Raw genomic sequence first — 14,129 nt, 5'->3', positions numbered from 1 at the left:
CATGAGAGAACCATGGCCTTTCTCGCCTTAAGCGATGATTGAATATATGCAACAATGAACACTCCACATCATTATCCATTGCGCATCTCACCATCAGGGCAGATTTGTCAGAGCAATGACCGAACTTGCCAGCGCCTGACGCTCATTCCGATCAAGACCAATAAGCCGATGGCGAAGGCTGGGATAAAAGACATTCTGAATATCTTCAGGAAAGACAAACTCCCGGCCATCCATCAACGCAGACGCCTGGGCAAGACGAACAAGCTGCTTTCGATAACGCATTGACAACATAGCCTGACCTTCGGCCTCAATCCTGTCCGCAAGATCAATCGCGTAACCGATGATGGCATGGTCTACCACCACCTCAGATACTCTCTTCTGCCAGGCTGAGACCTTCTCGGCATCCGCCAGAATTTTAACCTGATCAGGTGCGCGCTCCTTCCCTGAATTTCCCAAAATCATTTTCTGCACAGATTTTTCAGGGCGCCCAATAGTCATGGAAAGGGAAAAGCGGTCAAGTTGGGATTCCGGTAGATCAAAAGTACCGATAAACTCCCTCGGGTTCTGAGTTGCCACAACCAGAAACGGTCGGGGCAGCGGGTGAGTATCGCGGTCAATGGTTACCCAGCCTTCTTCCATGGCCTGCAACAATGAAGACTGGGTGCGGGAAGGTGCACGATTTAGCTCATCCGCAAGAACGATCTGGCTGAATACCGGCCCCTTCCTGAAGACAAAATTACCACTTGTGCTGTCAAAAACTGACATGCCGGTGATATCCGCTGGCAGTAGATCATTCGTGCATTGGATGCGTTTGAAATCAAGACCAAGACATGAAGACAAAGCTCTGGAAAGTGCCGTTTTCCCTGTTCCCGGAGCATCTTCAATAAGCAGGTGGCCACCCGCAAGAACAGCATTCAGCGCGAGACGGACCGCTCTCTTTCTGCCGATGAAAACAGAACTAATCTCCTCGGTGATTTCATCAAAACACCGGGCCAGATCATCGGCGGTTTCATCATCACTTGAAACCGGATCATGAAGCACTGTCTTCCCCCTCCAACTTAAAGGAAAAGACAACTCTACCGTTTCGGGTTGGTCAGTTTCTATAGACCAAATCGCCCAGAATTTAATCCGAAAGTATGGTTAATACCTCATTCTCTTGAGTAGAGTTGAAACTTCGCGGTCACTTCGGGTCAACATAAGCCCGAACAGGATTACCGCCATAGCGAGGATTGTATCGAGGCTGATCATCTCATCCAGTAGGACAAGACCGATCAGCACGGCAAAAACAGGGATCAGATACCCAACATAGGAAACAAAACTGTACCCCGCACGTTTGATAAGAAAATACCGCAGATAAAAAGCTAACCCGGATGGGAAAAGTCCCAGCCACAACAAGGCGGTCATTACATCCAGTGGCAGTGAAGTGAAAGCCGGGACCTGGTCCTGAAGCACAAAGGGGAGAACAAAAGTGCCGGAGGACAACAGCACCACCGCCGCAATGACTTCTGCCGAAACATTAACCATCCGCTTCGCCATCAAGCCGCCGATAGCATAACAGCATGCGGCTCCCATAGCCGCAAGAGGATAGACTATCTCAACAGCGTCGAAACCTGTCATCCCACCACGCAGAAGATAAATGGTGGCTAAAAAGCCGAACCCTATTCCAACGACTTTACTTCGGGTTATTTTCTCGTCTTCCGTTGCGGCATGGGCAAGAATAATTGAAATGATCGGCCCGATGGTCATCAATATTGCCGTCATCCCGGAGGAAATCTGCTGTTCTGCAAATGCAATCAGATAAAAGGGTGTGGCGGTGGAAATCACTCCCGTCATGGCAAGCCATAACCAGGCCTTGATCCCACGCGGCCATGTGGCGCGCCTGACCATAAGGCTTACCGTGAGCATAAGAAATCCGCCGATCAGGCAACGTGCTGCAACAATATAGGCAGGGCCCACTTCAGGAACGGCAATCTTGATCGCACCAAAGGATGACGCCCAGATCAACGACAGGATCAGAAGGATGGGAACATCCCAGTAACGTGGCACCATCATCAAAAAACCTGAAAGATTATCAGGCCGAGCAATCCACGCAACAGGTGGTGGCAGGGTCAGCCAATAACCTCTTATAGGGAATATCCTCACCACAGGCAAGGCAATACCCGTATTCATCGCTGTCCAGACGATCAAGGGCCGCTCGGATAAGTTTCAGCCTGCGCTGCCGTCTTTCTTCTCTTGCAACATTCATAGACTGCTGCTGTATCGCATCCATGCGTGACAGTCTCCCGACCGACTGCTGATCAAGTTCGACCGGTGCCCGTGCCTCCTTCGTCGTTTGGCTCAGGGAAGATAATTCTTCATGCTCTGAACAAAGTTTTAATTTTAATTCATTGTAATCATTATTATTCATTGGAAAATCTTTTGATGATATCTTTGACGACAGCAGCTCTCCATGCCTCTTCGGTCAGGCTCATCTTTGTTGCCTGACCTCGGCCCCAGACAGGTTCTGGCCAGGCCGGGTCGCCAGTCTGCCGCGCAACAATATGAATATGAAGCATTGGTACGATATTTCCGATTGCCCCGATATTGATCTTGACGGCATTGGTCGCCCGCTTCAATTCAGCAGAGCAGTGATGAATCAACTTGCTGACAAAGACTACCTCGCTGTCGTTCAAATCATGCCATTCCACCAACCCCTCCTTCTCAGGAATGATAAGTAGCCAGAAATACCGCTGATCCTGCACCAGTCTTAGCTGACAGAATTTCACATGGCCTATTAATAGGCTTGTGTTTTCGATGCGTTTATCAATGGCAACCATCTTTCAAGTGAACCAAAAAAATTGATATACGACAACTATGTCATCCTTGACCACTAACCTGCCTGCCCCCATGATATGGCATGTTCGCCTCGATTTTTGGAAAAACCAAACCTGCAACCGAATGGTGTCAATTTACCATAGGTGGTGAATTATACGAAGTATGCTGGCGACGACGTCGTAACGCACGCAAACTGACCATGCGCTGGCAAAATAAGGGGCTACAGATCACATCTCCACACGGTGTTACTGCGAAAGTGATTGAAAATTTCATCATTGAAAACAGGCACTGGATCAGAGCAGAAAAGGAGAGGTTGAACCATCTTGCCCGCATCCCCTCCTCTGATCTGTGTGACGCCGATGGAGAAACCCCCGTTATATTCTTTCGTGGTGAGCCCACGACTGTCAAACTCATGCATAACCCGGGGCAAAAGGGGAAAAGCCGAATTACTGTTGAAGACGGAAATCTTATAATTCATCTGCCGTATGAAAGCCGCCTCAACCCCTCGCGCGTACTGGAAAACTGGCTGAAATCCATGGCCAAGGAGGCCATTCAAGAAGAACTGGCAAGTATTCTTCCAGAACTGGGCGAAAAACCTGTGCAAATTTCCATTCGCGATCAAAAATCCCGCTGGGGAAGTTGTTCGACCAGACGCCGAATGTCATTCAACTGGCGGTTAATCATGGCACCAACCTTATCGCTTCGATATGTCGTTATTCATGAAGCGGCGCATTTGCACCATCACGATCACTCACCTCATTTCTGGCATCTTGTCGAGAAAATCATGCCTGATTATCGTACCCACCAGCACTGGCTGAAGCAGAACCAGATTGCCCTTTTCACTGATATCAACACACGCCTGCTGAAATTAACACCAGAAGGCCAACCGACCTCCTGACTCCAGCGCATAGAGGATATGTATGATACTTGGAATCGCACTTGCCCTGCTGGCTGGAGTTTCCCTGGGCTGCATCACCAGTTTTGCATCACTTTCATATAATCATGGAATAGAGCCCTTGAGCCTGATCCTGCTCCGGGGACTTGTTGCTACACTTGTCATGATAGGTGCAAGCCGAGTCCTAGGTGAGCCGATTTTTCAGGATAGAAGAGGCATGGGTTTTGCCCTCAGGCAAGGAATTGCCTTGTCCATGGTTGGGTTTGGTTATATGAGCGCGGTTGCCTATATCTCCCCAGGGCTTGCGGTGGCAATTCTCTACCTTTTTCCAATGCTTGTGCTTGTTGCCGATAGCCTGAGGATCAAGGCCATTCCACCTTTGATGACGATAATTGCTTTTAGTATTGCGCTTGCAGGCATCATCACCTGTGTGGGCGTGGGCGGGCCTATTGCTCCTGAAGGTATTATGCTGGCTCTGCTAGCTTCCCTTGGGATGGCCGCCTTCCTGTTGATCAGCGCTGATGCCTCACGCCATGGGTATGGTGGCGGAATTGCGGTCTGGGGAAATATCATCATTATTCTGATTTCCGGACTAGCAATATTATGGAGATATTTTTCGGCGGATGTTGCAATCAGCCTGCCGGAAGATTCCATCGGCCTTACCGCCACGATCGCGGCCTCACTGCTCTACGCCCTGGGTGTCATGTTTTCAGTCCTGGCTGTGCGACATGCACCTGCATCCCTGGTTGCACTCGTCATGAATATCGAGCCGATTATCACTCTCCTGGCGGCGCGGGTTTTGGTGGAAGAACATCTCACCAGTATACAGTATTTCGGGATGGTTGCCGCGGTGGCTGGTATTATGCTTGGAAGCTGGGCCTATAGCGGAAATAAATCCACCCTCCCACATATATCAGGAAATCAGACCTGAATTTTGCTCTCCTGATAAAAAAACTCCGCCATAAGACCGGGAGGTTGCCCGGACTCAATCGCAATTATTTTATCTTCAATAAGACGTCCAGCACCCAGCATCTCAAGCCAAGCCTGAAGTCTGCCCGCATCCGGATAGAGGCATTTCAATTGCCCAAACACCGGACCCTTGAAAGCCATCCCATATTGAGGCGGTACTCCCTGCCATTCGATAAGGGCAGGAATACACCCAGAAAAGGGCGGAACTCCATCTGTATTCAGTGTGATTTTCCAGCGAAGATCTCCTCTGGACGCCAAGGTTGCCGGACCCAGCATTTCGAGCAATTCCTCATCAAGTCCTGCAAGGGTTGCGGCCATGTCATCCGTTCGCAATACATAATGCACAAGCACAGGGGCAACGTCCAATCGGTCCTGAAGCGTTCTTGTATCAAGACCAAACCAGCGCGGTCCGGGCGGCGCGGGGAGCTTTGGGTCTACGGCAATAACCTCAAGATAAATTCCGTCACCAACAGCCATAACCGCATTATGTGTGCCCATAAAATGATGCTGGCCACCTGCTGGGATATCGACCCCAAATGTATGTTTTATATAAGCTATCCCTGCGGCAAGATCCGAACAGGCGATCACCAGATGATCAAATTCAAGTATTGGTTTTGACATAAGGAAAAGTATTGATCAGGAAGGCATGTGCTTGCAACATATAAACAAGATTGAAATATATCACTGGCTAAGTCCTGCCACCGAAAGAAAAATACGGAAGTAGAAATGTCAAAGACAACCTTTGCGAACGGCATAAATATCAACTACCACCTTGACGACCAGATAAAAGGTGATGCCACAGCGCCTGTGGTCATGCTCAGCAACAGCCTCATGTCCGCCTACGGAATGTGGGATGATCAGATCACGGCGCTTACTGATTATTTTCAGGTACTTCGCTACGACACGCGTGGTCATGGCAGGACAGATGCACCGGAAGGCCCATATTCAATTGAACTCTTTGTTGATGATGCGATCGCACTTCTGGATAATCTGGAAATCGAACAAGTGCATTTTGTCGGCCTTTCGATGGGCGGCTTTATAGGCCAACTCATTGCCGTCAGACATCCGGAACGCATCCTTTCCCTGACCTTGTGCGATACCGCCTGTGTCATGCCGCCACCATCTCTGTGGGATGACCGCATACAAATAGCGGAACGTGACGGGATAGAAGCTCTTATTGAAGCAACGCTGGGGCGATGGTTCACCGCGCCGTTCCGGCAACGCGATCCTGAGGCTATTCAAAAAATCATCGACATGATCAGGGCAACACCGGTCAAGGGATACATAAATTGCGCCAGAGCCATCCGCGACATGAACCAGTGTGCAATGCTCAAAGATATCAAGGCCCCGACCAATATCATTGTTGGAGACTGTGACCCGGCCTGCCCGGTCAGTGCGGCCGAAACACTTAAGGCTGGCATAAAAGGATCACGGATGGTTATTCTGAAAGATGCCGCACATTTGCCAAATATTGAAAAAAGGGACGAGTTCAACGAAGCTTTCGTTGGTTTCCTTAAGGATCAGATCTTGACGTGATGACTTAACTGACGCGCGCCGTGCTGATGATTTGAAAGATAAGGATGGTGGACGCGGTAAAGTTTTCTTGTATTTCTGTCTTTATGGCGCCCGGCCTGAAGGATCGAACATGATCAATGGCATCTTGGGACATAAACCCAAGATCAACGAGTATAATCATGGGAAATGTATTCATCTCCCATGATGTCGGGATTGCCCGCCGGATGGTGGAGGAAAAATCCAAATTCTCTCACCACCTACGCAAAAAACAGAAAAAGTCACTTGAAGCGCATTGCCACTGGCCGACATGTGATCAGGATTTCCTTCATCAGGAAAACCTCAACCTGCATGCCTTCCGATGACCAGACAATCCAGAAGCAGGACGTCTCTTCCAGAGAGAACATCTTTCTGGTCTATGAAAAAGGCAGCTCCGACGATCACATCCATCACAAAAAATTTCACATGCCAATTTAAAGGCTGCAGATGCTATCAATGTCTAATACGGTAGCAGCCTGTGCTAGCCTTTTGCCAGATGCTCAAACAGGCGAGCAACAGCCTCGGCACCCGGATCATTATGGCCCACGAGCTTGTCCTCACTGATATAGCTGGCACGTCCTGCCCGGGCGCGGCCAATCATTGCGGTCGTGTCGGCCCCTTCGCGTGCCGCCCTGGCTGCTGCTGCCAGGCCTTGCGAAAAAGATTCCAGTGCCGGGGCGAGGGCATCGATCATCGTCCGGTCACCTGGTTTAGCGCCGCCAACTTCCTGAATCCTGGCCAGCCCTGCTTTCAACGAGCCGAGCATATCTTCGCCATTGGCCGAGGCATCCCCTGCAGCCGCAAAGAAAATGGCCAGAAGAACGCCGGAAGATCCCCCCATCGCCTGACTCAATTCCTGCCCGATGGCGCGATAAAGTTGGGTGATATCCGCCTGAGGCAACCGCTCCAGCGCATCGAGCAGCGCCCGTGACGCGGTAGCAAGCGTGCTGCCAGTGTCGCCATCGCCAGATTTCTGGTCCAGGGCATTGAGATCATCTTCGGCGGCGATAAAGAGATGGCAGCATTTCTCGATAAAGGCGCTGTTGGCAGTGTTTTTTGACGGCATGGGCGCGATCGGGGCCAGCCCGTCGGGCAGCGGCTGGAGGTCGATATCGCCAACCGCATTGCAGCCCGGCCAGGCGGCGCAACCCACCGGCGCCGCCAGCGCTGCCTCATCGGATTTGCTTACGGGCAGAAGAGAGATGGAAAATCCACGCATATCAAGCGATGTCATCAGCGGTGCAGGCCCGATCACCCAGCGAATTTGTTTGCTGATCTGCGATTTCATCAACTCTTCGACAAGTACCGACATTTCAAGCGGCGTGGTGCTGCCAAGATTGTTCACCAGTGCCGCATGTGGGCCTGGCCCGATGCTCGCCGCCAGGCGTTCGGCAACCATGGCGATGGCTGTCTTTGCGTCCCTGAAATCAACTTGTTCTATGCCCGGCTCTCCGTGGATGCCCAGGCCGAGTTCGGCCTTGTCTTCGGGGATGCGGTTGTCCTTTTTGTTGCCCGGCACGGTACAGGAGTCGAGCGACATGCCAATTGACGCCGTGCCATTGATGACGCGGCGTGCTGTTTCGGTAATGGTGTCAAGATCGGCGCCTTGCTCGGCCAGCATCCCGGCAATCTTGTGCACGAACAGCGTGCCGGCGACGCCACGTGCCTGCGGCAGGTCGGGCAGGGCTATATCATCATCGACAATCACCATATTCACCTTTAGCCCAAAGGCCCGCGCGCGTTCGGCTGCAAGCCCGAAATTGAGCCGGTCGCCTGTATAGTTCTTGACGATGAGCAAGCATCCGGCCGGGCCGGTCACCGCCAGGATGCCGGCCAATACAGCATCGACCGATGGCGAGGCGAACACCTCGCCACATACCGCCGCGGTCAACATGCCTTCGCCGACAAAGCCGGCATGGCTGGGTTCATGGCCGGATCCGCCGCCTGAGACCAGTGCCACCCGGCTGCGATCCCAGTCATTGCGGATGACAACCTTGATATGAGGATAGCCATCAAGACGCGCCAATCTTCCGCCAGCGTGCCTGAGCATGCCATCAATGGCCTCGGTGACAAGGGTCTCCTTTGAATTGATAAACTGATTCATGGCTTTCTTCCTCTTTTTATGCGATTGCCGTCGGCGTCAAAATAGAGCGCGCTACGTGGTTTAATCTTGACCAGGTCGCCAGTGGCGAGCTGCGTCTGGCTATCGGCCAGTGTCACAATGTCATGGCCATTGAGCGAAAGATGCAGTCTTGTCTGGTCACCCAGATGTTCAATCCGCATCACCGAGGCGGGCTGGCCCGCCCCTAACCGGATATGCTCGGGCCGAAGCCCGATGGTTGCAGCACCTTCAGGTGCGCCCGAAAAAAGATCGGCAGGCAGGACATTGATTCGGGGCAAGCCCAGCCGGCCAGCGACATAGAGGCTCACGGGATCCTCATAGATTTCGCGCGGGGTGCCGAACTGCACCAGATGACCCTGGTTGAGCACGCCAATTTTGGTGGCCATGGTCATCGCTTCGATCTGGTCATGGGTGACGTAAAGCAGCGTCGCGCCAAGCTGTGCGTGTATTCGTTTCAACTCCAGCCGTAAATCAGCCCGGAGTTTGGCATCAAGTGAACTAAGGGGTTCGTCCATCAGGTAGATGGATGGGTTGCGAACCAGGGCACGGCCGATCGAAACGCGCTGCATTTCACCGCCGGAAAGAGCGGTCGCGCGATTATCCAGCTTGTGGGATATGTGCAGCACCTCGGCAATTTCGCGCACCTTACGTTGGATTTCGTCTTCAGGTGTGTTGAGGATAGGGGAGCGTAATGGAAAGGCCAGATTATCCTTTACGCTCATATGCGGGTAGAGCGAGTATTGCTGAAATACCATCGCCACATCGCGTTGCGCCGGTGTCCGGCCGATAACCGACTGGCCTGCGATCCTGATATCGCCGGCATCCGGTTGCTCAAGTCCGGCAATGAGGCGTAGCGTCGTGGTTTTCCCGGCGCCGGTTGGGCCGAGCAGTACCACAAAGGAACCATCTTCTATGTCCAAATTCAGCGATGCGACGGCATTGGACGTGGCGAAGGTTTTCCGGATTCCCTGCAGGACGACATCAGCCATGTGACTTAACCCCTTCATTCAACGCCGAGCGGATAGCATGCCCGGACGGGCGATCAAACAGCGTGATTTTGCTGTCCTCGAACACAAGCCCGACCTGCTCACCGACGCGCGCCACCTGATCAGAAGCAATGCGCGCCTTGACTTCGCCATTTGGTGTGTTGAGCGTGACGATCTGCGTTGTGCCAAGATATTCTGTCGCGGTAATCTCCCCGCGATACCTGGTGCTGTCCGAAAGACGAACATGTTCCGGCCGCACGCCGAAAACAAGTTTGCCGGCGCAGGTCTGGTGGAGCTGAGGCACCTTGAAGGCCTCTTCATGGAGCGAAACAGTTGACGCACCGGTTTCAAGCTCGGCCTCGAAATCAAGGAAGTTCATGGGTGGTGATCCGATGAATTGAGCCACGAACATGGTCATCGGGGTGTCATAGATCTGCTGCGGAGTGCCGAACTGTTCGATCACGCCATGATTCATCACTACGATCTTGTCGCCCATCTGCATCGCCTCAAGCTGATCATGAGTGACATAGACAGTGGTCGCGCCCATTCGGTCATGCAGTTTGCGCAGCTCTTCGGCCATGTGTTCGCGGAATTCGGCATCAAGCGCACCAAGCGGTTCATCCATCAGAAAACACTTCGGGCTGCGGACAATGGCGCGCCCCAACGCGACACGTTGGCGGTCGCCACCGGAAAGTCCGCTCACCGGCTGATCAAGCAGGTTTTCGATCTCCAATGTTGCCGCGACTTCCGCCACCTTGCGCTGAACTTCGTCTCTGGACATTCCCTGGCTTGTCAGGGGATAGCTGATATTCTTGCGCACATTCATATGTGGATAAAGGGCGAACATCTGGAAAACAAAGGCTATATCCCGCTGGCTCGCCGGCATCTGGCTGACATCCTCGCCATCTATGGTTATCTCGCCGGAGGTTGGCAGCTCAAGGCCGGCGATCATGCGCAGCGTGGTGGTCTTGCCGCATCCCGACGGGCCGAGCAGCATGAAGAACTCACCATCCTCAACTTTAAAGGACGAAGATTGAACAGCGGTAAAGTCACCGAATTCCTTGCGCAGATTCTTGATCCGGATTTCAGCCACCTGCACGCTCCTGTGGCAATATCGCCGGCACGCATTTCAGCCCTGCCGGAACGTTTTGGGATGGGCAACCCGGGGCGATGGTCATCTGGCTTAACAACATGCGGTCCTCTTATCTATTCCGGAAAATGGCTGACAATGATGAACATCACCGTGCCGGTCAGTGTCACGATGAAGGAATAGGTAAAGGCGAAAAGCGTGAAGGGCTGCATCAGCATGAACACCCCGACAGCGATGATAACCGACGCCATCATTTCCCAGGGGCCGCGGCGAAACCGCAGCAGCTCGTTGAAAAACTTGCTCATTTTCGCACGGCTCCGAAGGTTATTCCGCGCAGCAGGTGGCGACGCAGCAGAATGGTGAAAACCATGACCGGCAACAGGAAAATGGTTGCACCCGCCGCCATCGCCGGCCAGTCCTGCCCGGCCACCCCGATAATCGTCGGGATGAAGGGCGGCGCGGTCTGTGCAGTGCCCGAGGTGAGCAGCACCGCAAAGGCATATTCGTTCCAGGCGAATATCAGGCAGAAAATGGCGGTTGAGGCGATGCCCGTTGCCGCCTGCGGCAGCACGACTTTGTAAAAAGCCTGGAAACGCGTGTATCCATCGATTAGGGCTGCTTCCTCATATTCGCGGGGTATTTCGTCGATGAACCCCTTGAGGAGCCAGACCGACAGCGACAGGTTGACCGCGGTATAGAGAAGAATCATGCCAGCATGCGTATCCGACAGGCCAACCGCGCGGAACATCAGGAAGATCGGGATGGCAACGGCGATAGGCGGCATCATCCGCGTTGACAGGATGAAAAACAACAGATCATCCTTGAGCGGCACTGGGTAGCGGGAGAAGGCATAGGCTGCAAGCGTGCCAAGAAACACAGACAGGAAAGTCGAACCAAACCCGATGATGGTCGAATTGAGGAATCTTTCGCCAAATCGTGACGGCCCGGCAATGACCATGCCTTTTGCATGCACGATCTGCTCATACCATGTCTGGGGCGGGTTCGCTTCCATATAGTCTTGTGTCTGGCGTGTCTGCGTCGTGAAGAGGTTAACATAGCCCTCCAGCGACGGCTCAAAGGCGATTTTGGGAGGATAGGCGATGGAGTCAGCGCCGGATTTAAAACCGGTAGCGATAATCCAGAGCAACGGCATCAACGTGATCAGCGCATAGATCGATACCAGCGCGCCCGCAATCCATTTTTGTTTTGCCGAAGGTTCGGTGATCGAATAGCTGCTCATCGTTCTTTTACCTTATTCAATGCCTTGACGTAAATCGACGCAAGGCCGAACACGGTGACGAAGAGGATGATGGCATAGGCCGAAGAATAGCCGGTGCGCCATTTTTCGAAAGCCTCTCGCTTGAGGTTTATTGACGTCAACTCGGTGGTGGAACCGGGGCCGCCGCCCGTCAGTTGCACAACAAGGTCGAACATCTTGAAATTCTCTATGCCCCGGAAAAGCACCGCCAGCATCAGGAAAGGCAGCACCATGGGCACGGTGATGGTCCAGAACTGCCGCCATTTCGTCGCGCGGTCGCATTCGGCGGCTTCATAGATATAGTCGGGTATTGAGCGCAGCCCGGCAAGACAGATAAGCATGACGAACGGCGTCCACATCCAGGTGTCAACAATGATGATGGACCAGGGAGCCAGATCGACATCACCGATCATCGAAAAGCTGGTCGGATCAGATTGCGTGAAGAAAGCGATCACATAGTTGAAGAGGCCGATCTGGGGCTGATAGAGAAAGGTCCAGAAATTGCCCACCACTGCCGGCGACAGCATCATGGGCAACACGATGATCGTCGTCCACAGATCATTGCCCTTGAATTTCCGGTTGATCAACCAGGCCAGCGCAAAGCCGATCAGCACCTGCAGGACCAATGTCCAGACGAGGAAATGCGCGGTCGCCTGCATCGTCAGCCAGATATCGCTGTCGGTCAGGATGCGCTCGTAATTTCGCAGCCCGATCCATTTGACCTCGGCATTGGGCCGGTTGGCGCGATAATTCGTAAAGCTGAGCCAGATGGTCCAGAAAAGCGGGAAAATGTTGATCGCCAGCAAGAGCATGATTGTTGGCGTGATGAAGATCCAGGCAATGGCACGATCTGAAAGCCCTCTGATCTTCCGTGCAACCGCAACAGGCGTCATGTCGGCTGTTCGCTCAATTACGCCTTTCACCATGATCCGGGGCTCCCCAAACGATTCATCAGGATAACAGGCGGGGCCATACAGGCCTGATGGCCCCGCTTCGTATGTTCGCCCAAACACTTGGGCCGGGCAACAGGTTTGACCTAGAGTTTGCCTTCGTCCTCGAAGACTTCCTTCCAGTCCTTAACCAGTGCATCAAGCGCTTCCTTGGCGGTGCCTTCACCAGCAATGACGTATTTGTGGATACGATCCTGCATGGGCAGCAGCAGCGAAGCATAGGATGGTTCAGCCCAGAAATCCTTCACGATTGCCATGGAATCGAGGAAGGTCTGCGCATAAGGTTGGCTGGATGCAAAACCTGGGTCTTCAACCACGGCGCGCAGGGCAGAATAGCCGCCCAACTCCCACCATTTCTTTTGAATCTGCGGCTGAGCAAACCACTGGATATATTCCAGCGCAGCTTTCTGGCTATCCGAATAGGATACAACAGATATGCCCTGGCCTCCCAGCTGGGCAAAATGCCCGCCCGGACCGGCTGGATTAGGGAAGTAGCCTGACTTGTCGCCGCCGACATTCGGGTCGGCATGAACACCTGGCCAGATAAAAGCAAAGTTCATCTGCAACGCAACCTGTCCTGATTTGTAGGCGTCGATATTCTCGGACATATACCAGTCGGATGAACCTGGAGGCGTGCAGCAATCATAAAGTGCCTTGTAATATTCAAGGCCGGCAACTGCCCCATCCGAGTTGACGAAGCCATCGAGATCGTATGGCTTGTTCGGATTGTTGTATTCGAAGCCGTAGTTATAAAGTGCGTTGGTCACCCCCATGGTGATCCCTTCGGAGCCACGCTCGGTATAGATTGCGGCGCCATAGACCGTCTTGCCGTCGATTTCCCGTCCCTGGAAAAACTCGGCAATGTCCTTGAGTTCGGCCAGCGTCTTGGGCACATCAAGATCGCGCCCGTATTTGCCCTTGAACTCTGCCTTCAGATCAGCCCGGTTGAACCAGTCCTTACGGTAGGTCCAACCCACGACATCGCCAAATGCCGGCAGGGCCCAGTAATTGGGTGTTCCCTTCGGCCATTCCGAATAACCGGTGACGGTTGCCGGGATAAAGTCGCCCATCGAAATACCATTGGCATCGAAAAAGTCGTTCAGCTTGATGTAATGACCAGCTTCTGCACCAAGGCCGATCCACTGACTGTCGCCAATCATAAGATCACAGAGTTTGCCGCCCGAGTTGAGCTCGTTCAGCATCCGGTCGGCAAAGTTTGGCCATGGCACGAACTCAAAGCTCATATTGTGGCCGGATTTTGCCTCAAAATCCTTGGATAGTTCAATCAGGGCATTGGCAGGGTCCCACGCCGCCCAGCACAAGGTCAGGTCATCTGCCTGCGCTGCTGGTGAGAACGCTGCGGCCGCACAAGCCACCGTCATTGCGGCGGTTAGCGTTTTAAGTCTCATTGTCATTCCTCCTGTTTTATAAAGCGATCACGTTTGGCTCTGGCATCATGACCAGTTATTTGTGCCACTCACACAAAGATTAATT

The 14,129-nt window shown here is 52.9% G+C and carries 16 protein-coding genes; 4 read left to right on the top strand and 12 right to left on the bottom strand.

The features are described 5' to 3' along the window. Nucleotides 1–93: 93 nt before the first annotated feature. The 4 genes from AB8880_04940 to AB8880_04925 form a co-directional block, all read right to left on the bottom strand. Nucleotides 94–1,041, bottom strand: a complete 948-nt coding sequence (locus tag AB8880_04940) for an AAA family ATPase (protein XDZ66742.1) — start codon at nt 1,039–1,041, stop codon at nt 94–96. A 99-nt stretch (nt 1,042–1,140) separates the two neighbouring features. Further along, nucleotides 1,141–2,052, bottom strand: a complete 912-nt coding sequence (locus tag AB8880_04935) for a DMT family transporter (protein ID XDZ66741.1) — start codon at nt 2,050–2,052, stop codon at nt 1,141–1,143. Between the two features lie 19 nt (nt 2,053–2,071). After that, complete coding sequence (locus AB8880_04930) at nt 2,072–2,269, bottom strand: TraR/DksA family transcriptional regulator (GenBank protein ID XDZ66740.1); 198 nt, start codon at nt 2,267–2,269, stop codon at nt 2,072–2,074. 130 nt (nt 2,270–2,399) lie between these two features. Further along, entirely contained in the window at nt 2,400–2,816 is a 417-nt protein-coding gene (locus tag AB8880_04925; protein XDZ66739.1) for an HIT family protein, read from the bottom strand. Between the two features lie 80 nt (nt 2,817–2,896). On the opposite strand from AB8880_04925, the gene AB8880_04920 reads away from it, so the two are divergent. Next, a complete protein-coding gene (locus AB8880_04920; GenBank protein ID XDZ66738.1) occupies nt 2,897–3,712 on the top strand; it encodes a M48 family metallopeptidase in 816 nt (271 codons plus the stop codon). Nucleotides 3,713–3,734: 22 nt separating this feature from the next. Further along, nucleotides 3,735–4,640: an EamA family transporter gene (locus tag AB8880_04915; protein ID XDZ66737.1), complete on the top strand. Its 906-nt coding sequence runs from the start codon at nt 3,735–3,737 to the stop codon at nt 4,638–4,640. Here the strand turns inward: AB8880_04915 and AB8880_04910 are convergent. Continuing rightward, a complete protein-coding gene (locus AB8880_04910) occupies nt 4,631–5,266 on the bottom strand; it encodes a VOC family protein (GenBank protein ID XDZ66736.1) in 636 nt (211 codons plus the stop codon). The two genes, AB8880_04915 and AB8880_04910, sit on opposite strands and share 10 nt — an antisense overlap. A 138-nt stretch (nt 5,267–5,404) precedes the next feature. Between AB8880_04910 and pcaD the strand changes: the two genes are divergently transcribed. Continuing rightward, nucleotides 5,405–6,214: a 3-oxoadipate enol-lactonase gene (gene pcaD, locus AB8880_04905; protein ID XDZ66735.1), complete on the top strand. Its 810-nt coding sequence runs from the start codon at nt 5,405–5,407 to the stop codon at nt 6,212–6,214. Between the two features lie 158 nt (nt 6,215–6,372). Further along, on the top strand, nt 6,373–6,555 hold the full coding sequence (locus AB8880_04900) for a hypothetical protein (GenBank protein ID XDZ66734.1): 183 nt from the start codon (nt 6,373–6,375) through the stop codon (nt 6,553–6,555). Between the two features lie 155 nt (nt 6,556–6,710). Here AB8880_04900 and AB8880_04895 read toward each other — a convergent pair whose 3' ends face one another. From AB8880_04895 to AB8880_04865, 7 genes are all read right to left on the bottom strand, one after another. After that, on the bottom strand, nt 6,711–8,333 hold the full coding sequence (locus AB8880_04895; GenBank protein XDZ66733.1) for a dihydroxyacetone kinase subunit DhaK: 1,623 nt from the start codon (nt 8,331–8,333) through the stop codon (nt 6,711–6,713). Further along, a complete protein-coding gene (locus AB8880_04890; GenBank protein XDZ66732.1) occupies nt 8,330–9,340 on the bottom strand; it encodes an ABC transporter ATP-binding protein in 1,011 nt (336 codons plus the stop codon). Before AB8880_04890 ends, AB8880_04895 begins: the two co-directional genes overlap by 4 nt. Next, nucleotides 9,333–10,430: an ABC transporter ATP-binding protein gene (locus AB8880_04885; protein ID XDZ66731.1), complete on the bottom strand. Its 1,098-nt coding sequence runs from the start codon at nt 10,428–10,430 to the stop codon at nt 9,333–9,335. The genes AB8880_04890 and AB8880_04885 overlap by 8 nt, the downstream gene beginning before the upstream one ends. A gap of 113 nt (nt 10,431–10,543) precedes the next feature. Then, nucleotides 10,544–10,732, bottom strand: a complete 189-nt coding sequence (locus AB8880_04880) for a hypothetical protein (protein ID XDZ66730.1) — start codon at nt 10,730–10,732, stop codon at nt 10,544–10,546. Beyond that, the gene (locus AB8880_04875; GenBank protein XDZ66729.1) at nt 10,729–11,667 is read right to left on the bottom strand and encodes a carbohydrate ABC transporter permease; all 939 of its coding nucleotides are present in this window, start codon (nt 11,665–11,667) and stop codon (nt 10,729–10,731) included. The genes AB8880_04880 and AB8880_04875 overlap by 4 nt, the downstream gene beginning before the upstream one ends. After that, nucleotides 11,664–12,611, bottom strand: a complete 948-nt coding sequence (locus AB8880_04870) for a carbohydrate ABC transporter permease (protein XDZ66728.1) — start codon at nt 12,609–12,611, stop codon at nt 11,664–11,666. Before AB8880_04870 ends, AB8880_04875 begins: the two co-directional genes overlap by 4 nt. A 110-nt stretch (nt 12,612–12,721) precedes the next feature. Then, nucleotides 12,722–14,017: an ABC transporter substrate-binding protein gene (locus AB8880_04865; GenBank protein XDZ67023.1), complete on the bottom strand. Its 1,296-nt coding sequence runs from the start codon at nt 14,015–14,017 to the stop codon at nt 12,722–12,724. Nucleotides 14,018–14,129 lie beyond the last annotated feature (112 nt).

The organism is Alphaproteobacteria bacterium LSUCC0684 (genome assembly GCA_041228335.1).
Lineage (GTDB): Bacteria > Pseudomonadota > Alphaproteobacteria > Puniceispirillales > UBA1172.
Note: the sequence above shows the minus strand (reverse complement) of the source record. Positions and strands in the feature narration are given on the sequence as shown.